Source organism: Methylobacterium sp. CM6247 (assembly GCF_054817925.1).
The window spans coordinates 19509-45667 of record NZ_JBTXKX010000006.1 but is presented as its reverse complement, the minus strand read 5'-3'; the positions used below and the strand labels follow the sequence as shown (position 1 = coordinate 45667).

Here is a 26159-nt window from a genome sequence, read left to right as displayed (position 1 = left end):
TCGACCCTGACCGTCTGTTTGCCATCGCTACGGTATCGTTTCAACGCCTCAATCTGAGTCGTGAAGGTTCGGGCCAGTTTATTGAACGCTCGCTCGGCACCCTCCTGTTGAGGAAAGTTATCTACGTGTGCCAAGCGCCGCGCGAATGTCATGGTCGCCAGGTGCACCGCGGCCATCTGCACGGCGAGCATAGCCTCGACTTCATCCCGCGGTTCGATCCCATCGACGACCGAAAGCACGAAATTGATCCCCGCCTCATCGGGCTCCCGCCCCTGGCTCGCAACATTGGTGATTTGGCTCAGCAAGCCATTCATGAACGGAAGGCTGGCCGTGCCGAGCGCGTTCAGAAGGTTGACCGTTCCCGTGCCGAGATCGGGATGGTCCGGACCAGTGGAGATGCCAGCCTTCCCTTTGGCGACGCGGATGCGAGCAGGTGGCCTTTGAGCGCCGCGAGCAACGTATCGAGTAAGAGCGGCTTTTTCAGCGGGAGTCGGTTTGTACGGCTCTGTCACTGCAGGTGGTCGAGAGGAGGCGAGAGCAACCTTCCTTCGAGGTGACGGCATGAGATGATCTCCTATCCGTATCTGTAAATTGGCGTCCCTGATGTGATGGTGGGCTGGGTGGGAGGCATAGCTTCGCCTGCGATCGACGAAACTTGTAACCTGACGTGCCGGAGCCTGCCGTACTGGTTACATAGATCGATGGACGAAACCCTGTCGGGGAGGCCGGGGTCAGGCGGTCGGCCTTTACTCGCCGCTTCACCTCCTGCGAGGTCTGACGCGGAGCGAACCAGTCAGCACATCGACCTGCTGACCGGTTGTCTGTGGGTTCATTCCCACTCCTGCGGCTTCACTCAGCCGCTTGTTGCCGGTGCCGTCCGGCGTATCGCGGGGACCCGGAACTGACCTGGCTAGTCACCCGGCCCACGGCTCCATAAGGGAGCGGGCTATGGTATCGATTTAGGAATATCAAGAAGGCTGATGGTTCATACAAGCCTAAAAACCGATATCAGGTACGATTTCAGGAGGATAAGTTTTTTAGCCTAGTCGAGCCATCGGAATGGTTGGAGCAGCTGCCGTTCCCGAATTGGAAATGAGAGAACGTCTCCCTCAGGGGACATGCCAACTCTGAGGCAATGTGCCGACGGGGCGATGGCTTCCGGAGAAATGGTCGATCGTTCGCCTCGAACGTTCCGCGGCGCGTTAAGCGAAGGCCGCGGTGAAGAGATCGAGCTGCTTTGACTCCATCGCACGCCGAGCCCGACGGCTTCCACCTTTAAGCTTACGCACTGTCAGGTCGGGAAGCGGGACATTCGCTCTGCCATGAAGGATGGCGCCAACGATCTGGCATCCATCCCCATGGTGAAACACGTACAGGGTATGAGGTCCTGAGCGCAGAATTTCCTGTACCAGCGGCGTGTCTGAGGGAAGGGATTTCAGGGCACGGAGAAGATCGGGCAACCCCGCGACCTCGATCTCCATAGCCCGAAACTCCATACCCCGCGCACCCCAAACCTGTCGCACGACAGCCACGCTGGTGTTCGCAAACGGTGCATCCAGAAACTTGGCTGCTTCCTCCAGAACGAAGCCAGCCATCGTGTCCCGGGCTTCGATATGCGAGGCGCTGAGGAGTGACGCTGCAAGCTGACGCTTCGTAACCGGCATTGCAGACTCAACCGCTCTCAGGCCCCAACATAACGTCAAGCTCGCACAAGCTAGCCCTGTAAGCGAGCCGGGGTTCCAGCAGGGGGCTTTGGCGTCTTAGCAGTAGGTCCCGCGAAACAAGTCACCCATGGCCTTCCTGCGGAACAGAGTCTGCCAGCGTTTCCGCTGATGCTCGAACCGATTAGAGATCATGTGGCAGTTCTGGCAGAATGCTGCTGGCCTCCCGACCGCGCGCAAGCCACGATGGGATGTTCGTCCTAGAAAGCAGTGATCCTGGAGATCGATCTCTATACGGGTGGTCACGCAGGCGAGAGCGTTTACGACCCCTTCGTAGAGGTGGGAGCAACTATGATCGGGGACGAGGAGACTGGCGGCGTCTGCGACGCGATCGAGCTCAAATCCGTCTTCATGGCGATCAGACGTTGAGAGCAGGCGACGGGTCGGAAGGCAGAGCACGTTCCACGTGGCATAGCGCGGTCCAGTAGCGCGCCAAGCTCATAACCTGGAGGTTCTCGGATCGAAAAAGCATTAATGTCATGGGTGAGAGCCGAGCGCCCCGCCTCACACCCGATGAACGTCGTAGGCCCTCTGAGTTGGCGGTTGCTTCAGTTGCTGAGCGAGAACAGCTGTGTTGGCAGCAACACCGTTTGCCTCCAGATCAGCCCTGACCCGCTCAATCAACTCATTGTCCTTAGCTCCATGGATCACCGAAGACATCAACTCGTCAGCGTAAGCGACTGCGCTTTGGTGATCGACGCCGAGCGCTTGAGCCGCATAGTTCGCAAGGGATTGAACTCCCTGAGCATGAACTCGGAACCGCGCTTCTTCACTGCGAACAAAAAGCATTTCAGCTGCGCGTTCACGTTCCTCGAAGAACCGTGTCATCTGCCACTTCCTTCCTCATCGAATATCGCCTCGCCTTGCGAATGCTAGTTCTTAGACAACGTTACGCCTCAGAGACCTCCTTGGCGTTCACTAATATCAAGTTCTCCCGCTACGGCCGGCCATCGGCGGGGACCCTGGCATCCCAACGCCTATACGGGTGGTCGGGGGTCGCAATGTTCCTAGCGCCAGGGTTCAAAAACCCGGTAACAGGGTAACAGGTAACAGCCGGGATGAGCGACGCGAGCGGACCAAAGTTCCTCATCCAAGCCGACTTCGCCCGGCGGCGCGGGGTGTCCAAAAAATCCGTAAATGGATGGAAACAGAAGGGCTTACTGGTAGTTTCTGATGTAGGTTTGATCGACGTCGAGGCGTCGGAATGGAACCCGGGTCAGCGCCCGGCGAGCTATCGGAGAGGTGTTACCCACCGTCCTATCCGAGCCGTTACCGGTAACACCCCGGTGCATGAGCCCACGGCGCCAGCCACGCCCAAACTGGTCACCTGGCAGAAGCACGGCTCGGCGATGCCGAGGCCCGCGGCCCTGCCGGAGGGTGACAATGATGGTGAGGATGTCGGCCCGCTCGACCCAATCATTTCTAACGTGCAATGCGCTGTTCGTGAGACTGCCGGCTTCCGACACGGAGAGCCACAGCAACCCTATGATGTTGCAAAGTAGCCTGGTGGCGCGTGGGACCGGTGGAACCGCACTTCCAGTCGAACATAGACACCCAGCTCGTTCCGCGCCGATATACACGACAGGGCGCACGAGACGTCTGTGGGAGGATGTCGATGCGGACGCTAGCGCTGCTTGGGGCTTGCGCACTGTTTGGGCTCGCAGTGACGGCGCTTGCCGAGCCTGCTCCCGTCATTCCTGATGTGCCTGCCGCCTTCAAACCGGCCCAGCGCGAGGGCTACTTCTTCGTCGGCGGTCGCTATGAGACCGTCGACGGGAAAGAGCTCGCCACTGGGCAGATGTTTGTCCAGTTCCACGCCCCGGCCAAGGTCGCTCAGCCCTATCCTGTTCTACTGGTGCATGGCACAGCCCAAACCGGGGTTAATTTCCTCGGTACTCCCGATGGCCGGCGCGGATGGGTGGATCACTTCGTCGAGCGCGGCTTTGCCGTTTACGTCGTCGATCAGGTCGGCCGGGGCCGTTCGGGCGACAACCCGGAGGTTTACGGTCCCTACGCTCGACTCGCGCCGAGCGACTTGGAAAGCATCTTCACCGGTCAGGAGCGGTTCGAACTCTTCCCGCAGGCCAAGCTCCATACCCAATGGCCCGGCGGCCCCGGCGTGAAGGGTAATGCCGCCTTTGACCAGTTCTACCTCTCACAGGTGCCGTACATCGCGAATGGGCGGAAGAGCGAGGAACTAGTCAACCCGGCTCTCATCACGCTGTTGGAGAAGATCGGTCCCTCGGTCGTTCTAACTCACTCGCAGGCGGGAGTGTTCGGCTGGGCCGTTTCTGACCAACGGCCGGATCTTGTTAAGGCGCACGTCGCCGTTGAGCCGAATGGGCCGACCTTTTTCGACATCAAGTTCAAGGGCGGCTCTGATTGGTACGAACGGGTTGGCGAGACTCGCGCTCGGCCCTACGGCATCACTCGTGTGCCACTTCACTTCGAGCCGCCCGCGAACTCCCCGGCCGACTTGACAGTCGTGCAAGCTGATCAGCCAGTTCGACCCGACCAGATCCGCTGCTGGCTTCAAGCCGAGCCGGCGCGGCAACTCCCGAACCTAGCGAAGGTGCCAGCTGTCATCGTTACCGGGGAAGCATCGTTCCGGGCGACAATGGACGACTGCACGAGTGCCTTTCTGGCCCAAGCCGGCGCGAAGCCCGATCGTCTCGCACTCGCCGAACATGGCATTCATGGCAACGGGCATATGATGATGCTGGAGGCAAACAACGGGGCGGTCGCCGACGCGATCATCGACTGGATCGTGGCTAAGACGCGCTGATGCCCCCGCGAGGCGTGGTATGGAGTGCGCATGAACCCTTTAAACCCGCTCCGCGAACGCTAACACGTTCGTGCACCATGCCGAGACGATCCTAGCAGCTACCGATTAGGGACAGCGACACGGGGAAGTCAGCACCCAAGCCACTACCGCAACAGGGCCGACTTGCGGTTGATATGATCAACCCCATCGGGGCTGGAATGCCCCGCCCTCTTACAGCTCAAAGCTTCCTTGCGCTGCTATCGAAGCGGGTGTGACATCCTCTAACCGGCCAAGGCCTGCATCTCGGCTACGCCATCGCGCAGCACGTAGCCGCGTCCCCAGACGGTCTCGATGTAGTTCTTGCCGGACGAGGCGTTCGCGAGCTTCTTGCGCAGCTTGCAGATGAAGACGTCGATGATCTTGAGCTCGGGCTCGTCCATGCCACCGTAGAGGTGGTTGAGGAACATCTCTTTGGTGAGGGTCGTGCCCTTCCGCAGCGAGAGGAGCTCCAGGATCTGGTACTCCTTGCCGGTGAGGTTCACTCGGTTGCCAGCAATGGCCACCATCTTCTCGTCGAGGTTCACGGTCAGGTCGCCGGTGGTGATGACCGACTGGGCATGGCCCTTCGAGCGGCGGACGATCGCATGGATGCGGGCGACCAGCTCGTCCTTGTGGAAGGGCTTGGTGAGGTAATCGTCGGCTCCGAAGCCGAGGCCCTTCACCTTGTCCTCGATGCTGGCCATGCCGGAGAGGATCAGGATCGGCGTCTTGACCTTCGCCACACGCAGATGGCGGAGCACCTCGTAGCCCGACATGTCGGGGAGGGTGAGGTCGAGAAGGATGATGTCGTAGTCGTAGAGCTTGCCGAGGTCGATACCTTCCTCGCCGAGATCCGTCGTGTAGGTGTTGAAGCTCTCCGACTTGAGCATCAGTTCGATGCTCGCTGCGATCGAAGCGTCGTCCTCAATCAGCAGCACACGCATGGGAAAGCCCTCAAAAGATTGAGACTTCCTAACCGGACGTCGGCAACAAACCGTTAAGGTGCGGGAGAAAGACTCGCTTCTCTATGCAGGCACGGCTCGGCTGCGCACCAGGCTGCGCACGGCTCGGAACGGAAGCGTCACAACCGTGAGGCAGGCGCCCAGCGCCAGGACCACGATGACCGACAGGATCGCCGTCAGGATTTTGATCATAGACGTGCTCACTCCGGCGTGCGACGACATGGGCCCCGCACCGCAGCCACGATCCTCCTGAAGTTCGGCGAGAGTGTGTGCGAGCCAACCCAAGCCATCGCGATGCGCGCGTCCGCCCTACTGGCCAGCCACATCCACTCATCGGCATGACCAGGATTGATGCCCATACGAAAACGCCCCAGGAGAGGCTCCTAGGGCGTCTGTTGGCCGAGCGGCCGGCTGGATCGGACTGGGGATGCTCAGTCAGAGGATATAAGGCGAAGCGCCTTAGTAAGATCCGAACTTGTAGTTCAGGCCGGCGCGGACGACGGCGAACTCGCTCTCGCGAGCCGTGACCGAACGGCTGAGCGTAAGAACGTTGGTGGCTGGGTTGAACACCGAGCGATTGCCGGCCCGGCCTTCGTTCTCGAGGTTCACGTACAGGCCTTCGACCTTCAGCGTCACAGCCGACGACCTGAAGAAGTTGAAGAACGAGTCGGTGGGCATCGCGTACTCGATACCACCACCAGCGGTGTAGCCGGTGCGGAAGTCGTCGCCACCCGTGCCACCGTCGCCGTAGGCAAAGCCGCCGGTGCCGTAGAACAGGACACGATCGAACGCGTAGCCGAGACGACCGCGGACGGTACCGAAGAAGTTCATCTCGTTGCCCGGGACGCGGACACCGACGGGGCTGTTGAGAGCGCCGGCGACGGGGCTGATGGTGCCGGTCACGGTGCGGCTCTTGTTGCCGAAGTCGGTGTACTGGGCGTCCGCCTCAAGACCGACGACCACGCCCGAACCCGGGGTGAACTGGTAGTTGTAGCCGACCTGACCACCGCCGACGAAGCCTTCGAGGTCGTTGCCGCCATTGGTGGACACGACCACCGGGGTACGGGTGAAGGAGTTCAGCACCGAACCACCCGGCAGGGCGTAGCGGTCGCTGTTGCTGCCGGCGTCGAAGCCGTAGCCGGCGTTGATACCGAAATAGGCGCCCGTCCAGGTGAACACCGGCACGGGAACGAAGATCGGGGGAGCGGCGCGACGCGGAAGGTCGGCGGCCGAAGCGGCGCCAGCCAGGAGAGCGGTGGCCGCGGTGGCGAGGAGAAGCTTCTTGAACATGGGAGTCGTTGGCCCGTGCGATGAATTTGAACGACACAGAGCCTCGAAAGCGTCAGCAGCGATAGTGCGATCTTGCAACACTGCGGATTTACAGCGTATCAGCCGAGTGCCGATTCGCTATGTTGCGAAGATAAATACGCATTGGCTCTCATTTAGAATGTTATCATACTTAATCATTACTTAATATAGCGGGTAGCCACTGTGACTGTAAAATCCGCGACAGACGTTGATCGTACCGTCGGCCTACGCATCGCAACGCTGCGAAAGGAGAAGGGATTGTCGCAGACTGAGCTAGGCCAGCACGTCGGCGTCACGTTTCAGCAGATCCAGAAGTACGAAAAAGGAGCGAACCGCATCAGCAGCGGCCGGCTGCAGCAGATTGCTCAGTTCCTCGAAGTGCCGATGTCTACCCTGTTCGGCGATCATGAAGCCGAGGAGCACAGCGATGCCTTCGGCTTCCTCCGCGAGGCCGGCGCTGTCGATCTGCTTCGTGCCTATGCCGCGATCGAGAGCGATCAACTGCGCCGCGACGTGCTGCAGCTCGTTCGTACAGTGGTGGGCTTAAGGGCGGGGCAAACCCAAGGCGCGGAAGAAACTATCCAGATTAATTTGACAGGTGATGGGCTAAACTCTCACTCCTGATCGCCCTTGGCTTTCTCCTGCCCAATCTCTCTGTCGGGCATTTCCCAGCCCCGTTTCCAGGTGGCATGCTCCTCGGTGTCTGGGGGGTAAGGATTGGCGCTGCTTGGGTCGCCACGATCACGGGCGTGACGCCCTTCCTGGCTAACGGCTGAAGGCGATCGCTGAGGAAAAGACACGGTTGACGTCCTCGTCCGCCCCTACAGAACATCGTCCTGATTGGGCACTGGCTTATCAGGCTGTGCTTCGGTTTCGGCGGCTTTCGGATGCTCGTCCGGCTTTGGCGGCTTGAGTGCTGTGGATCCAGCTTCGGGCGTCGCATCGACCTGAGACCGTTTCTGCTTATCGCCTGCCATTGTCCCTCTCCCGAGCTGGGTGTGCCCGCCTGACTGTTCGGCCAGCAGGAAATAAACCGGCGCTGAACGAGGTTTGATCCCGCCCTCCGGCAGCCAGCCGAAAGCTGATTCACATAAGGGGATGAGCCGAATGGCATCGTCCGTCTTGTCGAACGCCCGCATGCCGTCACCGCATGGCCTTCGCCACCCGCGACGGCCCTCGTGAGCCGCTGGCGTGAAGGCGACCCTGCCGTTCCGGCAGCTTTCTTAGGGTGGTGCTGGCCTCAGTTTTTCCCGAAATTAGAACCCCTGTATCCGTGGGGTGAATCGCTTTGCACCCTATCCCCTCTGCCTTCGCTCTTCCGGCGCGACGCATCCAGGCTTGCCACTCGCGGCTGATGACGCGGACGAGGTTCGGGCTGTTCTTCCTGCCCTCGTGGCGGCGCTCTTCGATCGTCAGCAACCCGTCGCCCTCGGCGAGACGGATGGCGCCTTGGGCGAGGCGACGGCAGACTCCGGCCCTGGCGGCGATGGCGTCGATGCAGAGACCGCACACGCCCTTGGCGGCTACCTCGTCGGCGACGATGCGTAGGACCGCGAGCTGGCCGGTGGTGAACCGCGAGGCCAAGGCAGGCGGCATGGGGCCGGAGCAGGCCAGCAGGCGGCGCCTATCCCTCGACATGGCCTTATCGGGGCTGGTGACGCTCCTGCGGGGTGGGAATAGGCTCACGCGGCCGGCAGGGATGCCGACAGGCACGATGCCCTCCCGGATGGCGCTACGCCGCCCGTGGAGCCGTTCGGCGAGCGCCTGGGCCTCCTCGTCGGCCAAAGCCCCTACCCCGTGTCCCTGCCAGACCTGGCGCGATAGCTCATCCATCTGCGCAAGCGTCCGCGCGCCGTCGATCGCGGCAGCCATGGTGGCGTGAAACATCGTCCCCAACCCTCTCGGGCCGCGGCAGGCACAAGGCACGACTTCTCGATGCGGGAATTGGCGTTCCCGCTTGACTCCCAAGGGGGTCTTATGGCTTGTGAGGGATTGGAAGCGGCCTCACAGGCCCATCGATTTCGCGGCCCTCCTGTTTGGCGACAGGGGGGCCGTAGTCGTTTCAGGGTCTATCTCGCGGCGGTGATCTCTCCTGATGCCGGCTCACGACTCGCGCGAGCGATACGCGGCCGGACATGGCATGTCGGCCGGGCGGGGCAGTTAAGTCAACGCTAACCCTCATCGGCGACGCCCACGGTCTGTTCGATCCAGGGAAGGCCAGCCGTTTCCAACACCCTGCTCCTGCTCGCCCTGGCGACCGAGAATGCCGAGCTGCGCGCCCAACTCGCGGAGGTCCAGGACCAGTGCGTCGAGTTGGCGGTAGATGCTGGCGAGCTTCACGCTGAGGTGGAGGCGCTGCGGCGGGAATTGGCTGAGATGCGGGCTGGAAGGGATGCGTGGAGGTTCTAGAGCATCGCTACGAGGGCAACACCGCCGATCATCAGCAAGCCGCCGAAGATCCGCCAGATCGTTGCCGGGTGACGCTCGAAGCCTATCCAGCCGAAATGATCGAGCAGGATCGAGGTGACGACACCCGCTGTCACGAGCATTCCCAGGAATGGAGCTGCACCAATCTGCCTAGCCACGATGAACTGTGCCAGGATGATGCCGCCGCCCAGAACGCCGCCGAACCAAGCCCACCACGGTACGACCAGCACTTGTGCGATGGTTGGCCATATCAGCTTTCCCGAGAGTAGGCCCACGACGAGGATGCAGGTTGCTGTGCCCGCCACCACGACAAGGCCAGCGGTCAAGGATCCCTCAAACCCTTTCGATAAGGCCCCATTCTGACCCGCTTGAATGGCGTTAGCGACGCCCGCCAACAGGACAATGCCGTACAGATACCACATGGTGTTCTCAGTCCTGCCTCTGGACTGACCATCTAGGCCGACGCCGGTGGGCTACGGTGTGGCATAAAGGGGTCGACTACGACCGGACTCGGATCAGCAAGAAGAACAGCGAGCCTATGTTCAGCTCAGAGAACGAGGCGAAGGCGGCGAGGTGGCGGGCACCTCGCAACTAACTGGGACTCCTGATGTCATTGACGTGAATTTCACGCCGGGGTCGAGGCGCTGCGGCGGGAGTTGGCGGAACGACATGCTCGATCAGGCTGAAGGATGCATTCCGTCGAGGGTGACTTCGAAGATGCTGCCGCGGGGCTCAGACGGCCGGTACACGATGCGGCCGCTAATTCGCTCCGTCAGCGTGCTGACGATGAACAGCTCGACGATGCCGACGACCTCGTGGACCTCTTCAACGCCATGGAGCGCGCCTCGCCGGGGTCGTCCGTGACCGGGGCCGATGGATCGCGTTAGGCCTCACCAAGGCTGCGGCCGCGTCTCCATCTGATCCACCCGCTTGCGTCGGCCATCGGTCCGCTCGATCCAAATTTCAGCGGCGTCGAGGGCGAGCTCTGGACCGTGGGCATAATCCCATCGCCAGTTCGGATCTGCGGTTGGGCCCCATCTAAGATCGACGCCCTCCCGAAGGATCAGGCGCAGGCGAAATTCCCCCTCATTCTGGCGGGCCAATAAGAGCCTGAGAACCTCAGAGGAGGCGATCCACGCTTCCGATGACCCGAGGTCTGTAAAGATGCAGGGCGCATAGTCGTCGGTAGTGATCTCGCGCCAGGGCGGGAGTTCGTCATTCATGTAAGGTCTATCGATTCACGGCCCGGATCGGCAGGACTCGCTTCGAAGACACCATATTCGGTCAATCTATTTTTTATCCGTTACTAAGTCTATTGAGGGCGTGCCAAAAACTGCTCTATAGGGCACTCACCGAGCCTCAGAGAAAGACGTTATGACCGATCAGACCACTGAATTGCCGACCAGCCATATCGAGCTTACGGCTGACATCGTCGCTGCCTACGTCTCCAACAACTCGGTTCCAGTAGGATCACTGGCCGACTTGCTGAGCAGCGTGCACGCCGCCATCAGCGGCCTTACCAGCGGTGGATCTAGCGCGCCGGAGGTGGACAAGATCGAGAAGGCGACGCCGGCTCAGATCAAAAAGTCGATCACGCCAGACCACCTCATCAGCTTCGAAGACGGCAAACCCTACAAGACGCTGCGCAGGCATCTGACGCTCCGCGGGCTGAGCCCTGAGGCTTACCGTGCGAAGCATGGCCTACACGTCGACTATCCCATGACTTCAGCCAGCTACTCGGCGCAGCGCTCGGAGCTTGCTCGGTCCCTTGGCCTCGGACAGGTGCGCAAGGATACGGGAAAGGCGAAGCCCGCCGCACCGGAAAAGACAGTCGTTGAAGAGGCCGCTGCGGCTCCTAAGAAGCCCAACAAGGCTGGTCGGCCGCGCAAGGCTGCTGCGGCCTGAGCGCCGAGATTAGCGATGTAGGTCGGCGATCTACATCGCTTTAACGAACATGCCTTCACCAAGGCAATGATTGGTCCTCAGAAGCTGCCCCTCAGCGGCTCTGGTGCATCGCTTCCCGCTTCGGGAACCGTCCGGTTGGGCCGGAGCATGTCGTCTACCATGATCAGGAGGTTCGACAATTCGAGCTTCCCCTCCTCCAGCACTCTGCCCTCGCTTAACCTGCGCTGGATCGTACTTTTGATGCTCGACAAAGCCTCACGGTAGCCCTCGGCGCGTTCGGTGCTCATGGTCGGGTTCCTGGCGGCGACCGCGAGGAAATAGGGCAGGCCCTTGGGGCGCCTACCGCTTCGCCGCCCAGATCGGCACTGCACCCTTCGGACGTCCCGGCACGTTTCGAAAGTACCGCGTCCGCTCGAACCGAATGAAATCCGCGTGGGCTTCAGACACGAGGTCACCGCTCAGAACCATGGCTCCGCAGAAGTCGGAACGGATCACGCCGAGATCGGGATGCACGCCAAAAAGCTGCAGCGTCGTCCAGCCCAGCCGGCCAGCTTCGTCGGCGTGCTTGTCGAGGAAGTCCAGGGACGCAGCGTGAACGGCTTGCCAGCTCTGCGCGGTCAGGCCGGGGCATGGGACGACGCTCGGCTTCATGGCCAGGAAGGATTCGCGCCAAGCCTGGGGGCTGCCGGGTTCGATCTTGAAGGCTGGGGATGCTGACATGAGGCCCGGCGACTGTGATGGGCCGGACGGGATAGGTGACAGGGACCGGCCGCGCCAGGACATGTGGGTCACACGCGGCACTGAGGCTCGGGCCAAGCACCTGCCTCACAGTCCGACTTTGTTAAGGTTCGATTGAGCCACAAATTCTTAACAATCAAATCCAAGAACAATTTCAGGACTCGTTAGTGTTTCATCGAGCAGAACGTTCACGACGCGATGCCAAGCGGATAGAATCTATGCGTATAATGCATAGTGATTACTTTCTATAATGAGCATCATAAAGGGGAGTATTTTATTGTGGTACATCAGCTCGTCTATTATAGCCGCAACATTGTAGAAGGTGGCGACCGTGCTATGCTCACAAACTTACGCGAAATTGTTTCTACGTCTCAACGGAACAATAGCAGGGACGGTATCACAGGATTCCTGATATTTGATAAGACTTGGTTCGTACAGATATTAGAGGGCGAAAAGCTCAAGGTAACGGACACCTACAATCGGATTGCGCGAGATAGTCGACACAGCTCCGCAACGATTATGAATGTGCGCGACGTTGAAGCGCGACTTTTCCCGAATTGGACGATGGGTGGGGCGATGCGTACGCCTGAGGCGCAAGAGGTCTATCTGCAGCACGGGATTGGCGGCGCTATTGAGCCCACTCGCCTCAAGAGCACGCAGGTCATTGATCTTGCTCTCGATCTGCAGGCCTTCGAACTGAGCAAACGTCAGGGACAGCGCCTCACCGCTTGATAGCAGCTGCCCCGCCGCTCCGATCTGATCACGGAGCCGGCGGGGAAAATCGTCCATTTCACTGAGCCGGTACACAACTTGGCTCGACGGGGAGAATGGCCTGGGCCCGTTAGCGAAAAAAGAGCGTGCCGGGCGGCATGCAGCCCGCAATGGGACGATGCTCGATCAGAGCGGGTTTCTATTTGGGCGGCAAAAAATCTAACTACCGCCAATCCCGGTTATAACTTTCCCAGTTCCGTTACAGTCAGGACATGGGTCTGAGCCAGTTTTTCCGGCGCCGCTGCACCTTTGGCATAAATTTTCGCCCGTTCCAGGCGTGCCGGGTGAAGCTTCGTCCCCGGGTTTAGTCTGGTTACTGTCGACCATAGCGCTCTCCATGGAGTGCAGAAAAACAGGTTCTGGTGACGTGATCCGTGAGATAGCCTCATGGCACTCAAACTATGAAACTGATTGCAAGACCATGAAGGCGCTCTGCCCTTACCCTGCGCCGTAACCACCCTTCTTGTTGGTTGGGTGGTTGCTCGGGGAATGGTCATCATATCCCCCTGTCGAAGGCCCCCTGTCCGCGGAAGGCTCTACCGAGAGTGGCCCCGTTGGACCAGCGTCGGCAAGACCGGCCGGCTCCTTGGCCTTGTCAATAGGACGAGCCGGTGGCGGGGTTCTGGGGTCGCTTGGTGCAACGTCGTCATGTGAGGCCAAGGCATTTCTCCTTCAGTTCGAAGCTTGCAGGGTTCAAGACGTCGACCACTCCCACTTGACCTCCTCCGCAGGGCGGTCGAGGCGAACCGTGTTGCCCTCGACAGCTCGGACGAAATCCATGGGAATGAAGTGGTGGAGCCCTTCAGCCGCCGGGTCCTTCTTCGTCAGCTTGATCTCACCGTGGTCGACATGATCGACGGTACCCACATGGACGCCATCCGATCCGACCACGTCAGCGTGTTCCTTGATCTGAGACACATCGACCATCGGTTTCACTCCCTGTTCCGACCTCAACGGGAGGGGGGTCGAGGCGTTCCTCTGTAACCGGCGCTAGGCCGCTACGGCCGGCAGCGGCTCGATGCGATCCAGTTCCGGGCCGATCTCTGAAAGCAGGGTCTCGCTCTCGAAATCGGCCTGAAGGTTGAGCCAGAACTGGTGCGATGTACCGAAGTACCGAGCCAGCCGGAGGGCGGTGTCGGTGCTGATGCCGATCTCCTCCTTGGCGATGCGCTCGATGCGAGAGCGAGGAAGGCCGAGTGCCTTAGCGACTGCGCCTGCGCTCAGCCTGAGTGGCACCATGAACTCCTCCCGTAGGACTTCCCCAGGATGGAGCGGCGGAAGGCGCTCGACATCCCCTCCGGCCTCGAAGGCCTGACGAAGGGTCGTGATGCTGATCATGTCGGACATGGCAGAGCCCCCCTTGGCTAGTGGTAGTCACAGAACTCGACCCGTTCCGGTCCTGCGTCAGTCCAAACGAAGACGATGCGGAACTGGTCGTTGACGGCGATTGCGTGCTGCCCGGCGCGATCTCCGATCAGGGCGTGGAGCTTGTTCGCGGGCGGTGACTTCAGGTCCTTCAGGTCGACGGCGTTGTGCAAAGCGCGGAGCTTGCGTCGGGCAACCTTGAAGAGGTCGGCCGGGAAGCCTTTCGGGCAGCGGCCCTGAAACACCGCCTCCGTCATCCGGTCATGGAAGCTGCGGATCATCGCACCGCCCGTGTTGCACCCGTTGATACATGTATCGCCCACTGCAACATCTAGGTCAAGCGGGATGTACCATTCAGTGCAACAGCTCTAGGACGTGCCTTACGGCGGGGCGGGGCAATGAGCCCGCCTAATCGCCCCATGTCATTCTCGCACGGAACCGGATGCAAGCCCCTCCCCGGTTCTCGAAAATGGGCTTTTAGAGCGCACGAGTCTGAGCGCGTTTCCCTTCGGCCGCCCCCATTCCCATTAAAAAACTCGGTCCCTTTTATAGGGCGCACAAGTTCAGGTCGGCAGAGTGACGATCGCCTGGGTGAACTCGTTGCCTGTCACGGCATTCAGCAGGAACAGCGTGCTGACACCGGCAAAGGCGTTGCGCAGCGCTTCGATGTCGAGGAGGTCGCCCTTTGCAACCTTGACACCTTCCGGCTTGACACCTTCCGAGAAGCTGGCCTTGGCGGGATCGCGGGTCAGAATACGGACGCTGGCGCCGCGCCGGGTGAGCTGTTCGACAGCGAGAGCAAGGACCCACTCAGAAACATGCCGTAGGTGATCGCGATGGCGGCGATCTCCCGGTGTTCGTGCAGGAGGGTATCGCCGTCGATCGCCGAGGCCCGGCCGGTGATCGGCTCGGCCGCAGAGGCCGGAGCCAAAGCCAGGATGAAGGCGAGACCGTAGACGGGGCAGCGTATCGTCTTCTCCGGTTTTTGTGGCACTAATCGGCGATGTTGCAGCTTCCATGGCGCCGCGTGTAACAGCGACGGCTCGGAGCCTTTCGAACGATTCCGGCCATGACAGAGATTTCCCCCGCGACGTACCCATACAGCTTGGAGGTCCAACCTGCACCAGGATCCGAAGGGCAGCACCTCTGGATCATCCGGCGCAACGGGAAGGTCTACCAGCGGGCAGACCGGCGCTATCCATCTGAGGAGAAAGCCACCAAGGATGGGCTTGCTGTGATTGAGCGGCTCCTGGGCCCTGGCGGTGATAGGTTCTAATCGCAGCGCAATCCGAATAGCGGCAATCGATCTGCCGTGATCAATCGTCAGCCCGCGCGGCGGTGCTCAGCCTGCGCCCGCCACCTGTTGCGGTCGCGCTCGACTACGGCGAGCCGGGCACGTAGCCGGTCTATCTCGACCTGAAGCTCGCCGGCATCCACGGCCAGCTCAATGCACTGATCCTGTGCCTCTGCGAGCTGGGCCCGCAGCTCGACGTTTTCGATAGCGATACCGAGAGCATCGGCGGTTTGCTCGTCGCTCACTTAGGAGCGCTCGCGCTTTGCACGCGCGGGATCGAACACGTCCATCACGGGAAGTGGCTCCGAACGAACGAGGGTCAATCTGGCCTGGCGCTCCGGTAGGTCCCGGGCGACAGATTGGGACCCTGGCTTGAGGTGCAGAAAGCTCGGGTTTCCGGTTGCAGCCTCAGCCACATGGTCGATTGCGTCTAAGAGTTCGGCGAGGCTTCGTACCGCCGTTGGCTTGAGGCAGACGCGCCGTGACGCCGTCTGCCCGGCGATGAGCTGGGCTTCGGTCAGCGCATCGAAGTCACGGTGTCCCCGGCGTCTCTGGCTCATGGTTGACTCGGATCGCTGAGTGCTCCGGCTACCGCAGCCATTGCTGCCGCAGTTAGCACTCCGATGAAAGTTGCCGTGATCATACGTGAGGCCCTTTCCCTGTTTCGGTTATCGCAGGCGCCTTCCGTCCTCTGGAACGGCCGAAAGGTCGACGCTGTAGCCTTTGGCCGCCAACGCTTCGAGGACGAGGTACTTGACCGTCACGCGACGGTTCAGCGCTTCCTGGCGCAATGCGGTCCACACCTCATCCGGCACCTCAAATTTGAGGGCCGCTCCCTTAGAAGGGGCAATGGGGGATTTGGGTGCTTGGGCAATTGCTGGTACTGGCGCGAGAGAAGAAGCTGGCAGAGCCGGCAGATCTTCTGGAGCGTTCGAAGCCCGGGTGAAACCCAAGTCGCTTGTTGCAGCGGCGAGCTGTTGCGCGTCCTCAGGGCTAGTGCGCGGGCGCGGCCGAGGCGAAGGCATGAAAGCAGGTTTGTTCATCACGCGGCCCGCTGCTGGTCAGCCAGAGTAGTGAGCAACTCGTCCAGGACGCACCGCACCTCGTTCAATGCCTTCTGGTCGCCATCGGGGCCAGCAGGAGTTGCTCCAGTGAAATGGATGGACTGGTAGGCTGCGCGTTGGATGATCTCAGTGCATAGCACCGGAATGCTCGCACCCTGAATTTCCTGCCGGGCATGTTGAGCCACACGGCTTTGAAGCGGGGACATCTGCGTGAGGACCACACGAGCCGGGATCGGCCGGCGAAGCATGCGCTCCGCGCGCTGGACGACCTCATAGGTTCGGAAGACCTCTTGAAGGTCCATGCCAGAGACCTTGGTTGGGATCAGCACAAGGTCGCTCTCGGCAATAGCGTAGGTCACCGCCTGCGAGGCTGCGCCTTCAAGGTCGACCAGCACGACGGAGTAGTGTGAGGCCGCCTCTGAAATGCGATCAAGGATCGCCTTCTCGGTCACACCAGAGATCACATCAACGGTGCAATCCTCTGCGGCCCTTTCACGCCAGGACGCTACATGTCCGTTCGGGTCGGCATCAATGATCGCCACAGAGCCGCCCTGCCGCGCAAACGCATCAGCAAGGCAGATGACGAGCGTCGTCTTCCCGACGCCCCCCTTGGTGGAGCAAACGCTCACAACAGCCATTGCCCTAGTCCCCATCAACGCGAGTGCCCGTGCACCCGATTGAGCTAGAGCCCGAATAGTCAAGAAATCGTAAACCCGACTGCGTTCTTGGGCAAAAACCCCTTTGCACTGTTGGGCTAACGCTCAGAAGGGTGTTCGGGAGGTATCTACGTGAGGTCCCAGCCCATGCCGACGCGATCCCGCACGGTTGGCCGAGAGCGGGAGGCCTCCCACGCGTCCCGCTGCGGTGAGCGCGGCCGGTGATGGCTTGCGAGCTTTCTTCAGGGGCTTCGGAGGGATCGGGAGTAAAGCTGGCAAGCCGGACGCCTCGAAGATGTCGCCGGTCATTAGGGCACCTCCATACGAAGCCGAGGCCAGGCGCAAAGCACCACCCTGAGGCTTACCGTGCGAAGCATGGTCTGCCTTCCGACGACCCGATGACCTCCGCTAGCTACTCGGCGCAGCCCTCGGAGCTTGCCCGGTCCCTTGGCCTTGGGCAGGTGCGCAAGGATACGGGAAAGGCGAAGCCCGCCGCGCCGGAAAAGACAGTCGTTGAAGAGGCCGCTGCGGCTCCTGAGAAGCCCAAGAAGGCCGGTCGGCCTCGGTAAGACTCCCGCAGCAGCTTAATGGGCTTCCATGGACGGCCGCTAGGCCATCCTGAGCCCAACCAGGGCAAATAAGGGGAGACGACCTCAGCCCCGCCGCCCTCATGCGCAAGCGACATTCATGGTTGTGGTAGGGGAACGTGCAAACACGCCACATTGTTGGTCACCTGGACAACGATCCAGGAGGAAACATGACGCTAATTCGTTCGCTTACCGCTGCCACGGCCATACTGACGCTCACGGCCGCCACCACGATCGCAGCTCCCTGCGCCGTCGGGACGACATCCAACAGCCAGGACAAGCAAGCTGCCGCTGAAAAGAGCTCGAAGGTTGACGGCGGCTCCGATGCCAAAGTGACCCCTGGCGCGAAGGCTGAGTCGCCCGGCACGGTCGGCGCCATGAACAATGTCGGCTCGAATACCCAGCCGGCTGCCGGGGAGAAGAAGCCGGCCGAGGGCCAGGTGGTGAAGCCCGGCAGCGACAACTGCTGATAGTTGGTCCGGTCCAGCCCCTTGCCGGAGGAAGCCCCGCGACGCCAATAGCCGCGGGGCTATTTGCGAGACAAGGTTGAAGAGCAGGTGCTATTTCGCGCCAAAACCACCGTTCTTATTGGTAGGGTGGCTGCTTGGGGAATGATCGTCATGTCTTCCGGTCGAAGGCCCCTTATCCGAGATAGGCTCCACGGCCTTTTCGACGGGGCGAGCTAGTGGCGGGGTGTTCGGTTCAATCTTGAGGGCTGGGGACTGTGGCTTGTCACTGAGCGCTATCCACCCCTTAAGGTCAGATACGTTGGCTGCTCGATATCCGTGATCCAGCCAGGTTCACGCCTCTCTGCGTAGCACGGTGTACGTTGCCGTAGCTTCCGTCGCGGTACCCTTGACGGGACTGCCTATGGATCGCCTTTCCAAGCTCGCCAGCAACATGGTGTAACGTAGCCTGATGGCAGGTTGCTGCGATCCGTATCCCAAGTTCCCGGGTATGGGTTCGAGCGTAGAGGAAGGCAGCCAATCGAGCCCGTGTATGTTCGGGGATTCCCGCCACCAAGTCAGGGATGGCGTCGGCGTGAGCGCGGTAGATCCTCCCAAGCTTGTCCTCGGAAATGGGGCAACCGTGGTCGAAATCCTTAATACCGATGGAACGAGCCTGGAACACGATGACACCTGCCGATTGAGCAAAAGGCATCAATGGAAGGCCATGGTTAACGATTGGTGATCGGCCTTAACACCATGTAAGGAGTCATTAACAAACGCTCGGCCTGCACACCTCCACAGGTCGCGGATCCACCGATCCCGTTGTTTCTGGGTCACGGCTTAGCGAGGCATGGTCAGCCGGCTGTGGGGCGGTCTTCGGGATCTTCATAAGCTGAACTGCGCAGATGCAGCATAGAGCTAGTGATGCCAGCCAGAGAACGCCTCTCGCGGCTCTTACAGTGCGCTTTGACATGGTTCTCAGGATGAACCTGGATCGTTAGCGGATCCCTAACGCCATAGCTGCCCCGCCGCCCCGATCTGCTCACGAGGTGGCGGGGTGGATCGTCCATTCTCACGCTGAGCCGGTACGCAACTTGGCTAGACCGGAGGATGGGCGGAGGCGGTTAACTAACCGTAGCTTAAGTTTTTAATTCGCATCAACGGACTACGCCGCTAGACTTGCTCGGATCATCGGCCGGATTAGTGTAGTTCAATCCAAACGGTCCCGTTCCGCTTACTTGAATCACAACTGGTTCTTCGGTTGACCATAATGAATGAGCCATATCCGCCGGCAAGGACACGACCCCCCCTGTTCCCAACATCTTTCCACGTCCCTTATCTATTGTGCTTCCCATATCGTGGACGAGAGATCCCGATAAGATTGTCACCGTTTCTGCGGTTGAGTGGGTATGCGGAGCAATAGTCGTATTAGCCGGGATCTTCAGCCGCAACAAGAACGGTCCCGACTTAGCTGGATCACCGTCGAGTAAACTAATTTCGATACCCTTTGGCAGGTCATTGGGAGCCGGCTGCCACTTGATATCTGCAGCGTTTGAGATCGCTATCATGCCGTGCGTATCGGGCGCGATAGACGTGGAAACTTCGGACTGAGGAAGATTGTTTTTTACAAGGTACTTGATGCCTCGATCAAACGAAACATCGTTGTCTCCTCGAATATCCACGCTGTATGCCTGTTCAGGCTTGTCGCTTTTGAGGTCTTTTACATAAACGTTGATATTCAGTATGAGGTTTGAGACCTTCTGAATCTCACCAGTGATAGCAACATCGGCTCCAAGTTTCTTAGCATATTCTTCAGCGCACCCGTTACAGTGCCGTAAGTCCGACCCCTTGGTGACTTCTTCCTTCACAGGATCGGTTGATACGATGATGTAACGGCCGCTGTCTTTTAGAAGAGTGCGCAATAGATCACTTAAGGGTCGAAGACGTGCCCTATCGGCTTCGGTTGGACCTTGGATGCCGAGATTGGCAAGCTGGAAATCGAAAACTGCTGCCTTTGGAGGCTCAGCGTACGCGGCTGTCGCACTCAGTAGCGCTCCTGCCAGGGATGATAGTGTCTGGAAGCCAGCCTTCATAGTCGTTCCATCCTAAGTTTGTTGGAGGTGGAACGTGTCACGTCAGGAATGGTCCCGCGATCATGACAGCCGGAGAAAATTTCAAACTCGATATGCAGAGACGCCTGCCTCTCTCGAACTATGAGGTGTATCTCGACTTCCTGCCGATGATGCCGCCGTACTCCCAGTTCGCCCCTCTCCTGCGTGCCCTCATGTCGGGCGTCGAAGTGGCTGCGGCCCAGGTCATCGTCTTTGGCGGAATGGCCCTCGTCGGTCTCGCCACCCTCGCCTGAACCGAAATCCTTTTTTCCGCTTTCACTGCAAGCCTGCAAGCCGTAGTTCATGCAATGCGCAATCCCCTCGCCCGCTTCGTCCACCGCGTTCCTGCCAAGCCTACCCTGCGCGAGCGCCCGACCGCCTCAAAGGCGAAGGCCCGGCTGGTCCTCGGTGTGAGCCGAGTCCGGATGAAGCCTGTCCCTTGGTCGCGCCGACATCGCCCGGTTCCTCGGCCGGGCTCGCCGCTGGCGCTGCAACCTCCTGAAGCGGGCTGGCCATTAGGCGGGCCGGGGCAACGTTATCACTGCCGCTGTGCTAGTTGCGGTCTACGTGGTGGCGCTGTGATGGTTGCCGCTCGCCGCTCCGAGGCCCTGCCCTCGATCCCGGCCATCCTTCTTGCGCTTCAACCTCTGGCGGCTGCGCCGGGTGACAGCCGGTCTCAGATGGGCTCGGGTTCGCGGGGACGTAGAGGCCGCCCCCACCTGGCTGACGCGAGGGCTCAAAGCCTGCGCGGATCTGGAAGCATCACAGGCCGTGTGCAAGGCACGTCGCCGCGTTCGCTGAAGCCCTGCATCGCTGCAATCTGCAAGCCCGACCCTCCTGCTCTTAAGGGTGCCGGGCTTCCGCGTTGCAGTGACCGAGGGATGTTCCAGCCCGGAACGTCGCTCACTTTTTGATCGGCTGCCGGCGCTCAGCTACGGGCGGCTTGCTGTGCTTCACGAGTATGTCGTTGAATGCCTCGACCATCAGTGTCTCAAGCGGCTTGTCAAGATCCTGGGCGAGGCGGGTCATCTCCAGCCAGCCGGCGCGGTTGACGCGAACCTGCATCGTCTTGAGGTCGTTCGGGATCGTAGGTGCCGGAGCCACGTCACGCGAGGCGGCAGCCGGTACCTCAGCCTGGGGTTCGGCTGGACGGGACTTCTGCTCGACTATGGATGAGAGGGCGGGACGCTTCGGAGGTGCCATGGATCGCGGCTTTCAGGGTTAGCGGTGTGAAGGGATGCGGGATTGCCGGAGGACTTACCAACTTGGCGACTGCCCTACGTCCGGTGCGGGAACTCGCGGGCGAGGGAGGAGACGGCAGACCACATGGTGCCAATCTCGGCGGCGGCTCGGCTCTCCGGATCGTACTCGTTGACGCTCTGGCCGCTAATGAGGGCGTGAGACAGGCTGGCGCGCTGGGACACCTGGCCGGGCAGGACCGGGGCGCCCATTCCGATAAGGATGGCGCGAGCCTCGGCGACGATCGTGGTCTCCGTCTCTCCCCGGGTAATCGGCGGGGCGGCGTTGATAATGCAGGCGATGGGGGCTTTGAGGCTCCGTGCCATCGCCAGCGTCGCGGCGACTGCATCGAGGTCGAAGGGACCTGGCCGGACGGGAACGACGGTCACGGTGGCGCGGGACATCATCGAGGCGGTGAGCGCGGCGTTGTGGGGTGGGCTGTCGATCACGGCCCACTCGATCCCGTCTGCCTCAGCTGCGTCCAGGGTGGCGGCGATGGTGTTGCCGTCTGCCTTCGCCAGCAAGGGGGTCTCGGCTTCGCGGCGCTTGTACCAGAACGACAGGGAGCCCTGCGGGTCCGCGTCGATGAGGAGCGTGGGGCCGGCGAACTGTGCGAGCGCGCCGAAGTGAGCGGCGAGGGTGGACTTGCCCGAACCGCCCTTCTGCGTCGCCACGAGGATCACATGCATTCCGGGGTTCCTACGTCGAGGCTTCGCGGCATCCTTCATTGCCGTAGTTAAGGCAACACTGACGAACGGAAAAGCGCGTTTCCGTCGATACGAAAATCCGGGATGCAGGTTTGCAGGCAAACCGTATTTCCGGCTTGCACAGGACTTTGGTTCGACTAACTTCCGATAACGGTTCTTCTCGGAAGTTTTGAGCGAAGCATAATGCATAGACTTTGGGGGATAGCGCTCACCGGTCTCCTGCTTGGCTTTGCCCCTGCACAGGCCAAGGTCGAGTTCCGCTGGTTCACAGCGAGCGGGATGCAGGGCACCGTCGTCGCGGGGGCGCAGAACGAAGGCGGATCTTACTTCAGGATCATGTGCGTCACGGGCACTGACCCACAGAAGCCAGTGCTTCAGTACGACCCTAAGCGTGGTGGATTGGCTAGACCTGAAGCCATCCAGGTCATCGTTGGCGAGGAGGCATTCCATTTCCAAGTTGATGCGCAGGGTCTCGCCGAACTCGATGCCCGCGGCAATCGTACCGAGTTTGCGCGGCTTACGAATAAGTTGGCGGGCAGTCGAGAGGCAGCCTTCCTGGTTGAGGTGCCGCGCACCAATGTTTCCGAGCGGTTCTCTCTGAAGGACGGATGGAAAGCGCCCGGTTCTCCTGGCAAAACTTTGATTGCGGGCTGCGATTTATGACCCTGCCTCGGGTTATTCCTCAAACAAGCATTCCTGGGACCGAGTTGCCGGTCATCGTGTCGCCGATCGTCCAGGCGTACCAGCGCGCCTCGAAGGCCGACGCCACCGTGCGGGCCTATCGCGGTGACGCCGCTGCGTTCGGGGCGTGGTGCTCGCAGTAGGGTTTTCAGTCGATGCCGGCATCGGCCCACGCCATTGCCGAGTTCCTGGTGCATGAGGCCGAGGCGGGGAGGGCGGTGTCGACCATTGGCCGGCGCCTTGCCGCGATTAGATAAGCCCCTAAGCTCGCCGGGCTCGCGGACCTGACAAACGACGAGGGCATCCACGCGGCAGTGAAAGGAATACGGCGTCGGGTCGGAGTGAGGCCGACGCAGAAGTCTCCGGCTACGGCCGAGGTCATCACCGCTATAATGCAGCACGTCCCGCCTGGGCTGGCCGGCAAGCGGGATAAGGCGCTGCTGGCTCTGGGCTTCGCTGGCGCGTTTCGCCGGTCGGAGCTCGCCGCACTCGATGTCGCCGATCTGCGCGAGGATGCAGAGGGCCTACGGGTCATGGTGCGTCGGTCGAAGACGGATCAGGAAGGTAAGGGAGTCGAGAAGGCGATTCCGCACGGGCGGTTCATCCGGCCGGTTGCCCTGGTACGCGACTGGCTCGATGCGGCCGGGATCATGGAAGGTCCAGTATTCCGGCCAGTCTCACGGTCGGGGAGGGTGCGGGGGGCCCTACGCCTCACGGATCAGAGCATCGGGGATCCGGTGGAGCACTACGCCGAGCTGGCCAGCTTCGACCCGGCGTTGTTCGGCGGGCACTCACTACATGCTGGCTTCATCACGACGGCAGCCGACCGCGGCGCCGACATGACCCGCATCATGGATGTGTCTGGCCACCGCGACCCAAGAACGGTGGTTGGCTACATTCGCCGGGCGAGCGCCTTCAAGGGGCATGCGGGGAGGGGGTTCTTGTAAGCTCAAACGAAAACGGCCGGGGTTTCCCCCGGCCGCTCATTGTCGTGACGGCTGATCCGCTTAGCGGAGAAGCTGCAGGATGCCCTGCTGCGCCGTGTTGGCGAGCGAGAGGGCCGAGATGCCGATCGACTGGCGGGTCGACAGAGCCTGGGAGTTGGCGGCTTCCTCGTTAAGGTCCGCGTTCGTCAGGTTGGCCGAGCCAGTGTCGAGGATGTTGATCAGGTTCTTCGAGAAATCCTGACGGTTCTGTACAACCGTTAAGTTAGAGCCGAACGTCGACGCCTGCGTTCTAAGTGTCGCTGAAGCGTTGGTAAGCTGCGTCAAAGCCGCCTTGATGTCGTCATCACTGGAGAAACCACCAGTAACATCCGTTATACCCAGCCCCTTGGCATCAAACTTCACACCCTTGATGTCAAGAGAACTTGTGTCCTTCTCGTTGAAGGACAAATGAAGTGTATTTTCTTTCTCATCCGATCCAGAGCGATAAAGCAGGTTGACACCGTTATAGCTGGAGTCCTGGGCTTGCTGGCTAATCTGCGTCAGAAGTTCATTAAACTGCTTAGCAAGAGCACCTCGAGCATTGGTGCCATTAGCTGAAGTCGAGCTCGTACCTGTAGCGGAAACGCCAGTGCTTGGCACACCATTGGAAGCTGTTCCGAAACCGATGTCTACTGAACCTGTAGACTTTACGGTAACCTTCTGATCGGCACCACTAGCGGTCGTACGAATTGAAATCTGACCGGTAGTATCGTTAAAGCTTGCCACCAACTTTCCCTTCAAACCAACGTCGGCCTGAATCTGCTCGTTGATTTGATCGACGAAGTCATCTCCCTTGACGCCGGTTGCTCCAGTGAAGCTCAAGGCTTTCACCGCACCATCACCAAGCTGAACCGTCAGACCGGCGCTAGTACCGACCACGCCCGCATTGGCATCGCTAAGGGCAGAAACCGCCGTACCCGTCGCCTTCGCTTTTGCCGATCCATCGGTAGCATCAATACCATAGGAAGTTGCGGCCGTGATATAAGTTGATGACGATGCCTTGAAGCCAATGTCAGTGTCGCCATCAGTTCCCTCGATGGTCAACTTGGCATCGGCCCCGGTAGCGGTTGACGTGAAAGACAGTTTTCCGTCTTCCGTAAGCGCTGCCTTCGCTTGTGCACCGCCGCCACTCGCAGCCGTAAGCTGGGAGTTGATCTGCGTCAGAATATCGCCAGCGGAAACCTTCTTTAGATCGTCAACACTGCTGCCAAAAGCTGCTGCATCAAGGGTAACAGTTGTCGTCTGGTCGTTTCCGTCAGTGATCGTGAAGACGGAGCTGTGAGTTCCGGAAAAATCATGAGTCCCGTCTTCTGCTGCGCCAGTACCACCTTCGCCGATGCCCAGAGACGAGGTAAGAGATACGGCGGTGGTGAACGTAGCTGCAGCAGCACTACCACCAACGGCTGTCGATTTGGTTGCGAGCGCCTGATTGGCGGTCGATTTAGCCGAGTCGACCAGCTTCTGGATCGAGGTAATGCCCTGGTTGGCAGCCTGGATCGTCTGGACGCCGTTCGAGATGCCGTCAAGCAGGCCGCCAAGATCGGATGAACGGTTGCTGAGCGCCTGCGAGGTGAAGAAATTCACGGGGCTGTCGAGGGCCGAGTTGACCTTCTTACCCGTGGAAAGGCGGTTCTGCGTGCTGGAGAGAAGATCAGCGGTACCTTGCAGCGAGAGCAGGTTCTGACGGGTCGCAGCGGTAAGGGTGATGCCGGAAGACATTGATTTTGATCCTTTGGATCTGAGAACCCTCTAATTTCGAAGGCACGTCACCAGAGGACTGGACTTCCTAACCTGGGATTAAACCAATGCGCCAAGTTTTACGGCGGGCTCGCTTTCCGATGGTATGGTTAATTAATAATTAACTCAAATAATATAGATAACTATTGCGACCGCTTGACGAAAGAACCTTCATCGAAGGGCTCAAAAGGAGTCGGACAATGGCATTAAAGCTGACGATCAGACCCGGTGAAACTGTGTATATTAACGGAGCCGAGATCTGCAATTCAGGCTCTGCCACAAGCTTAGTCATAAAAAACCATTGTCGTATTCTTCGTGAAAGCGAAATGATAACCGAGGGAGACGTCAACTCTTCATGCTCCAGGCTTACTTTCGTTTTACAACAGGTCGTTCTCAAAGAAAACCCGTTCGATGAGCTTAACGAGCTGTCGAAGCTCGCCGTTCAGATCTTGCAGAAGATGCCCTCGTTCGCTCCTCAGATCTTGGAAATTCAAAGTTTATTGAGCGAGAAGAAAGCCCATATGGCTTTCAAGAAGGGCAAAGCCCTAATGATTCTTGAAGCCTCTGAGTTTGGAACAGCTGCGTCCCATGGGCTTACGGTAGCGCAGCGTTAGCACTACTTTGGCAGACTGATTTCAGGGAGGCCGG

32 protein-coding genes and 2 pseudogenes are annotated in these 26159 nt (G+C 60.1%); 10 read left to right on the top strand and 24 right to left on the bottom strand.

Annotated features, from left to right (window positions below; all coding sequences use genetic code 11):
- The 3 genes from ACYQOP_RS27220 to ACYQOP_RS27210 all read right to left on the bottom strand — a co-directional run.
- The coding region (locus ACYQOP_RS27220; RefSeq protein WP_461225733.1) for a hypothetical protein at window positions 1-512 on the bottom strand (512 nt) is incomplete at its 3' end.
- Window positions 513-1202: 690 nt separating this feature from the next.
- Entirely contained in the window at window positions 1203-1664 is a 462-nt protein-coding gene (locus ACYQOP_RS27215) for a hypothetical protein (RefSeq protein WP_461225731.1), read from the bottom strand.
- A 561-nt stretch (window positions 1665-2225) separates the two neighbouring features.
- Window positions 2226-2549 carry an ATPase inhibitor subunit zeta gene (locus tag ACYQOP_RS27210; RefSeq protein WP_461225729.1) on the bottom strand — a complete coding sequence of 108 codons (324 nt, stop codon included), beginning with the start codon at window positions 2547-2549 and terminating at the stop codon, window positions 2226-2228.
- 787 nt (window positions 2550-3336) lie between these two features.
- Between ACYQOP_RS27210 and ACYQOP_RS27205 the strand changes: the two genes are divergently transcribed.
- Window positions 3337-4506 carry an alpha/beta hydrolase gene (locus ACYQOP_RS27205; RefSeq protein WP_461225727.1) on the top strand — a complete coding sequence of 390 codons (1170 nt, stop codon included), beginning with the start codon at window positions 3337-3339 and terminating at the stop codon, window positions 4504-4506.
- Window positions 4507-4766: 260 nt separating this feature from the next.
- Here the strand turns inward: ACYQOP_RS27205 and ctrA are convergent, their stop codons facing one another.
- From ctrA to ACYQOP_RS27190, 3 genes are all read right to left on the bottom strand, one after another.
- On the bottom strand, window positions 4767-5468 hold the full coding sequence (ctrA, locus tag ACYQOP_RS27200; protein WP_461225725.1) for a response regulator transcription factor CtrA: 702 nt from the start codon (window positions 5466-5468) through the stop codon (window positions 4767-4769).
- Window positions 5469-5549: 81 nt separating this feature from the next.
- Window positions 5550-5678 carry a hypothetical protein gene (locus ACYQOP_RS27195; protein WP_461225723.1) on the bottom strand — a complete coding sequence of 43 codons (129 nt, stop codon included), beginning with the start codon at window positions 5676-5678 and terminating at the stop codon, window positions 5550-5552.
- Window positions 5679-5945: 267 nt separating this feature from the next.
- The gene (locus ACYQOP_RS27190; protein WP_461225721.1) at window positions 5946-6776 is read right to left on the bottom strand and encodes an outer membrane protein; all 831 of its coding nucleotides are present in this window, start codon (window positions 6774-6776) and stop codon (window positions 5946-5948) included.
- A gap of 201 nt (window positions 6777-6977) precedes the next feature.
- On the opposite strand from ACYQOP_RS27190, the gene ACYQOP_RS27185 reads away from it, so the two are divergent.
- Window positions 6978-7418, top strand: coding sequence for a helix-turn-helix domain-containing protein (locus ACYQOP_RS27185; protein WP_461225719.1), 441 nt, complete (start codon window positions 6978-6980; stop codon window positions 7416-7418).
- A 197-nt stretch (window positions 7419-7615) separates the two neighbouring features.
- On the opposite strand, the gene ACYQOP_RS27180 is transcribed toward ACYQOP_RS27185, so the two are convergent.
- From ACYQOP_RS27180 to ACYQOP_RS27165, 4 genes are all read right to left on the bottom strand, one after another.
- The gene (locus ACYQOP_RS27180) at window positions 7616-7933 is read right to left on the bottom strand and encodes a hypothetical protein (protein ID WP_461225717.1); all 318 of its coding nucleotides are present in this window, start codon (window positions 7931-7933) and stop codon (window positions 7616-7618) included.
- A 4-nt stretch (window positions 7934-7937) separates the two neighbouring features.
- Window positions 7938-8681 (bottom strand): hypothetical protein, encoded by a 744-nt coding sequence (locus tag ACYQOP_RS27175; protein WP_461225715.1) that lies wholly within the window; start codon window positions 8679-8681, stop codon window positions 7938-7940.
- Window positions 8682-9199: 518 nt separating this feature from the next.
- On the bottom strand, window positions 9200-9643 hold the full coding sequence (locus ACYQOP_RS27170) for a DMT family transporter (RefSeq protein ID WP_461225713.1): 444 nt from the start codon (window positions 9641-9643) through the stop codon (window positions 9200-9202).
- A 468-nt stretch (window positions 9644-10111) separates the two neighbouring features.
- Window positions 10112-10444 carry a hypothetical protein gene (locus ACYQOP_RS27165; RefSeq protein WP_461225712.1) on the bottom strand — a complete coding sequence of 111 codons (333 nt, stop codon included), beginning with the start codon at window positions 10442-10444 and terminating at the stop codon, window positions 10112-10114.
- A gap of 151 nt (window positions 10445-10595) precedes the next feature.
- Here ACYQOP_RS27165 and ACYQOP_RS27160 point away from each other — a divergent pair, with 151 nt between their 5' ends.
- Complete coding sequence (locus ACYQOP_RS27160; RefSeq protein ID WP_461225710.1) at window positions 10596-11126, top strand: Ros/MucR family transcriptional regulator; 531 nt, start codon at window positions 10596-10598, stop codon at window positions 11124-11126.
- 77 nt (window positions 11127-11203) lie between these two features.
- On the opposite strand, the gene ACYQOP_RS27155 is transcribed toward ACYQOP_RS27160, so the two are convergent.
- Window positions 11204-11413, bottom strand: coding sequence for a hypothetical protein (locus ACYQOP_RS27155; RefSeq protein WP_461225709.1), 210 nt, complete (start codon window positions 11411-11413; stop codon window positions 11204-11206).
- Between the two features lie 52 nt (window positions 11414-11465).
- Complete coding sequence (locus tag ACYQOP_RS27150) at window positions 11466-11846, bottom strand: hypothetical protein (protein WP_461225707.1); 381 nt, start codon at window positions 11844-11846, stop codon at window positions 11466-11468.
- A gap of 252 nt (window positions 11847-12098) precedes the next feature.
- Here ACYQOP_RS27150 and ACYQOP_RS27145 point away from each other — a divergent pair, with 252 nt between their 5' ends.
- The gene (locus ACYQOP_RS27145) at window positions 12099-12596 is read left to right on the top strand and encodes a BLUF domain-containing protein (RefSeq protein ID WP_461225705.1); all 498 of its coding nucleotides are present in this window, start codon (window positions 12099-12101) and stop codon (window positions 12594-12596) included.
- A gap of 732 nt (window positions 12597-13328) precedes the next feature.
- On the opposite strand, the gene ACYQOP_RS27140 is transcribed toward ACYQOP_RS27145, so the two are convergent.
- From ACYQOP_RS27140 to ACYQOP_RS27105, 8 genes and pseudogenes are all read right to left on the bottom strand, one after another.
- Entirely contained in the window at window positions 13329-13562 is a 234-nt protein-coding gene (locus tag ACYQOP_RS27140; RefSeq protein ID WP_461225703.1) for a DUF2171 domain-containing protein, read from the bottom strand.
- 63 nt (window positions 13563-13625) lie between these two features.
- Window positions 13626-13973, bottom strand: a complete 348-nt coding sequence (locus ACYQOP_RS27135) for a HigA family addiction module antitoxin (RefSeq protein ID WP_461225743.1) — start codon at window positions 13971-13973, stop codon at window positions 13626-13628.
- Window positions 13974-13999: 26 nt separating this feature from the next.
- Window positions 14000-14281, bottom strand: a complete 282-nt coding sequence (locus ACYQOP_RS27130; RefSeq protein ID WP_461225701.1) for a type II toxin-antitoxin system RelE/ParE family toxin — start codon at window positions 14279-14281, stop codon at window positions 14000-14002.
- A gap of 291 nt (window positions 14282-14572) precedes the next feature.
- A pseudogene (locus ACYQOP_RS27125) lies at window positions 14573-14791 on the bottom strand (NmrA family NAD(P)-binding protein); the annotation flags it as partial.
- Window positions 14749-14994 carry a hypothetical protein gene (locus ACYQOP_RS27120; RefSeq protein WP_461225747.1) on the bottom strand — a complete coding sequence of 82 codons (246 nt, stop codon included), beginning with the start codon at window positions 14992-14994 and terminating at the stop codon, window positions 14749-14751. The gene ACYQOP_RS27120 and the pseudogene ACYQOP_RS27125, both read right to left, overlap by 43 nt.
- A 329-nt stretch (window positions 14995-15323) precedes the next feature.
- On the bottom strand, window positions 15324-15539 hold the full coding sequence (locus ACYQOP_RS27115) for a hypothetical protein (protein ID WP_461225699.1): 216 nt from the start codon (window positions 15537-15539) through the stop codon (window positions 15324-15326).
- Window positions 15540-15854 (bottom strand): hypothetical protein, encoded by a 315-nt coding sequence (locus ACYQOP_RS27110; RefSeq protein WP_461225697.1) that lies wholly within the window; start codon window positions 15852-15854, stop codon window positions 15540-15542.
- Window positions 15855-16336: 482 nt separating this feature from the next.
- On the bottom strand, window positions 16337-16996 hold the full coding sequence (locus ACYQOP_RS27105) for a nucleotide-binding protein (RefSeq protein WP_461225695.1): 660 nt from the start codon (window positions 16994-16996) through the stop codon (window positions 16337-16339).
- Window positions 16997-17238: 242 nt separating this feature from the next.
- Between ACYQOP_RS27105 and ACYQOP_RS27100 the strand changes: the two genes are divergently transcribed.
- Both ACYQOP_RS27100 and ACYQOP_RS27095 read left to right on the top strand, forming a co-directional pair.
- Window positions 17239-17583, top strand: coding sequence for a MucR family transcriptional regulator (locus ACYQOP_RS27100; protein ID WP_461225741.1), 345 nt, complete (start codon window positions 17239-17241; stop codon window positions 17581-17583).
- A 188-nt stretch (window positions 17584-17771) separates the two neighbouring features.
- Entirely contained in the window at window positions 17772-18071 is a 300-nt protein-coding gene (locus ACYQOP_RS27095; protein WP_461225693.1) for a hypothetical protein, read from the top strand.
- Window positions 18072-19660: 1589 nt separating this feature from the next.
- Here ACYQOP_RS27095 and ACYQOP_RS27090 read toward each other — a convergent pair.
- Window positions 19661-20143, bottom strand: a pseudogene (locus tag ACYQOP_RS27090) (DUF3280 domain-containing protein); the annotation flags it as partial.
- Between the two features lie 62 nt (window positions 20144-20205).
- On the opposite strand from ACYQOP_RS27090, the gene ACYQOP_RS27085 reads away from it, so the two are divergent.
- Window positions 20206-20415 (top strand): hypothetical protein, encoded by a 210-nt coding sequence (locus ACYQOP_RS27085; RefSeq protein WP_461225691.1) that lies wholly within the window; start codon window positions 20206-20208, stop codon window positions 20413-20415.
- Window positions 20416-21064: 649 nt separating this feature from the next.
- On the opposite strand, the gene ACYQOP_RS27080 is transcribed toward ACYQOP_RS27085, so the two are convergent.
- Both ACYQOP_RS27080 and ACYQOP_RS27075 read right to left on the bottom strand, forming a co-directional pair.
- On the bottom strand, window positions 21065-21226 hold the full coding sequence (locus ACYQOP_RS27080; protein ID WP_461225689.1) for a hypothetical protein: 162 nt from the start codon (window positions 21224-21226) through the stop codon (window positions 21065-21067).
- A 212-nt stretch (window positions 21227-21438) separates the two neighbouring features.
- Window positions 21439-22089 carry a nucleotide-binding protein gene (locus tag ACYQOP_RS27075; protein WP_461225687.1) on the bottom strand — a complete coding sequence of 217 codons (651 nt, stop codon included), beginning with the start codon at window positions 22087-22089 and terminating at the stop codon, window positions 21439-21441.
- A gap of 201 nt (window positions 22090-22290) precedes the next feature.
- Between ACYQOP_RS27075 and ACYQOP_RS27070 the strand changes: the two genes are divergently transcribed.
- Entirely contained in the window at window positions 22291-22770 is a 480-nt protein-coding gene (locus ACYQOP_RS27070; RefSeq protein WP_461225685.1) for a hypothetical protein, read from the top strand.
- A 332-nt stretch (window positions 22771-23102) separates the two neighbouring features.
- Window positions 23103-23735 (top strand): site-specific integrase, encoded by a 633-nt coding sequence (locus tag ACYQOP_RS27065; protein WP_461225683.1) that lies wholly within the window; start codon window positions 23103-23105, stop codon window positions 23733-23735.
- Between the two features lie 60 nt (window positions 23736-23795).
- Here the strand turns inward: ACYQOP_RS27065 and ACYQOP_RS27060 are convergent, their stop codons facing one another.
- Window positions 23796-25493: a flagellin N-terminal helical domain-containing protein gene (locus ACYQOP_RS27060; protein WP_461225681.1), complete on the bottom strand. Its 1698-nt coding sequence runs from the start codon at window positions 25491-25493 to the stop codon at window positions 23796-23798.
- Window positions 25494-25711: 218 nt separating this feature from the next.
- On the opposite strand from ACYQOP_RS27060, the gene ACYQOP_RS27055 reads away from it, so the two are divergent.
- Window positions 25712-26125, top strand: coding sequence for a flagellar biosynthesis repressor FlbT (locus tag ACYQOP_RS27055; protein ID WP_461225679.1), 414 nt, complete (start codon window positions 25712-25714; stop codon window positions 26123-26125).
- Window positions 26126-26159 lie beyond the last annotated feature (34 nt).

Excerpts from the sequence above, each read along its gene's own strand:
- ACYQOP_RS27215 (WP_461225731.1), bottom strand. The coding sequence starts at position 1,664 with ATGCCGGTTACGAAGCGTCAGCTTGCAGCGTCACTCCTCAGCGCCTCG.
- ACYQOP_RS27210 (WP_461225729.1), bottom strand. The coding sequence starts at position 2,549 with ATGACACGGTTCTTCGAGGAACGTGAACGCGCAGCTGAAATGCTTTTT.
- ACYQOP_RS27205 (WP_461225727.1), top strand. The coding sequence starts at position 3,337 with ATGCGGACGCTAGCGCTGCTTGGGGCTTGCGCACTGTTTGGGCTCGCA.
- ctrA (WP_461225725.1), bottom strand. The coding sequence starts at position 5,468 with ATGCGTGTGCTGCTGATTGAGGACGACGCTTCGATCGCAGCGAGCATC.
- ACYQOP_RS27195 (WP_461225723.1), bottom strand. The coding sequence starts at position 5,678 with ATGATCAAAATCCTGACGGCGATCCTGTCGGTCATCGTGGTCCTGGCG.
- ACYQOP_RS27190 (WP_461225721.1), bottom strand. The coding sequence starts at position 6,776 with ATGTTCAAGAAGCTTCTCCTCGCCACCGCGGCCACCGCTCTCCTGGCT.
- ACYQOP_RS27180 (WP_461225717.1), bottom strand. The coding sequence starts at position 7,933 with ATGCGGGCGTTCGACAAGACGGACGATGCCATTCGGCTCATCCCCTTA.
- ACYQOP_RS27175 (WP_461225715.1), bottom strand. The coding sequence starts at position 8,681 with ATGTTTCACGCCACCATGGCTGCCGCGATCGACGGCGCGCGGACGCTT.
- ACYQOP_RS27170 (WP_461225713.1), bottom strand. The coding sequence starts at position 9,643 with ATGTGGTATCTGTACGGCATTGTCCTGTTGGCGGGCGTCGCTAACGCC.
- ACYQOP_RS27165 (WP_461225712.1), bottom strand. The coding sequence starts at position 10,444 with ATGAATGACGAACTCCCGCCCTGGCGCGAGATCACTACCGACGACTAT.
- ACYQOP_RS27160 (WP_461225710.1), top strand. The coding sequence starts at position 10,596 with ATGACCGATCAGACCACTGAATTGCCGACCAGCCATATCGAGCTTACG.
- ACYQOP_RS27155 (WP_461225709.1), bottom strand. The coding sequence starts at position 11,413 with ATGAGCACCGAACGCGCCGAGGGCTACCGTGAGGCTTTGTCGAGCATC.
- ACYQOP_RS27150 (WP_461225707.1), bottom strand. The coding sequence starts at position 11,846 with ATGTCAGCATCCCCAGCCTTCAAGATCGAACCCGGCAGCCCCCAGGCT.
- ACYQOP_RS27140 (WP_461225703.1), bottom strand. The coding sequence starts at position 13,562 with ATGGTCGATGTGTCTCAGATCAAGGAACACGCTGACGTGGTCGGATCG.
- ACYQOP_RS27135 (WP_461225743.1), bottom strand. The coding sequence starts at position 13,973 with ATGATCAGCATCACGACCCTTCGTCAGGCCTTCGAGGCCGGAGGGGAT.
- ACYQOP_RS27130 (WP_461225701.1), bottom strand. The coding sequence starts at position 14,281 with ATGATCCGCAGCTTCCATGACCGGATGACGGAGGCGGTGTTTCAGGGC.
- ACYQOP_RS27110 (WP_461225697.1), bottom strand. The coding sequence starts at position 15,854 with ATGAGCCAGAGACGCCGGGGACACCGTGACTTCGATGCGCTGACCGAA.
- ACYQOP_RS27105 (WP_461225695.1), bottom strand. The coding sequence starts at position 16,996 with ATGGCTGTTGTGAGCGTTTGCTCCACCAAGGGGGGCGTCGGGAAGACG.
- ACYQOP_RS27100 (WP_461225741.1), top strand. The coding sequence starts at position 17,239 with ATGGCTTGCGAGCTTTCTTCAGGGGCTTCGGAGGGATCGGGAGTAAAG.
- ACYQOP_RS27095 (WP_461225693.1), top strand. The coding sequence starts at position 17,772 with ATGACGCTAATTCGTTCGCTTACCGCTGCCACGGCCATACTGACGCTC.
- ACYQOP_RS27085 (WP_461225691.1), top strand. The coding sequence starts at position 20,206 with ATGACAGCCGGAGAAAATTTCAAACTCGATATGCAGAGACGCCTGCCT.
- ACYQOP_RS27080 (WP_461225689.1), bottom strand. The coding sequence starts at position 21,226 with ATGCAGGTTCGCGTCAACCGCGCCGGCTGGCTGGAGATGACCCGCCTC.
- ACYQOP_RS27075 (WP_461225687.1), bottom strand. The coding sequence starts at position 22,089 with ATGCATGTGATCCTCGTGGCGACGCAGAAGGGCGGTTCGGGCAAGTCC.
- ACYQOP_RS27070 (WP_461225685.1), top strand. The coding sequence starts at position 22,291 with ATGCATAGACTTTGGGGGATAGCGCTCACCGGTCTCCTGCTTGGCTTT.
- ACYQOP_RS27060 (WP_461225681.1), bottom strand. The coding sequence starts at position 25,493 with ATGTCTTCCGGCATCACCCTTACCGCTGCGACCCGTCAGAACCTGCTC.
- ACYQOP_RS27055 (WP_461225679.1), top strand. The coding sequence starts at position 25,712 with ATGGCATTAAAGCTGACGATCAGACCCGGTGAAACTGTGTATATTAAC.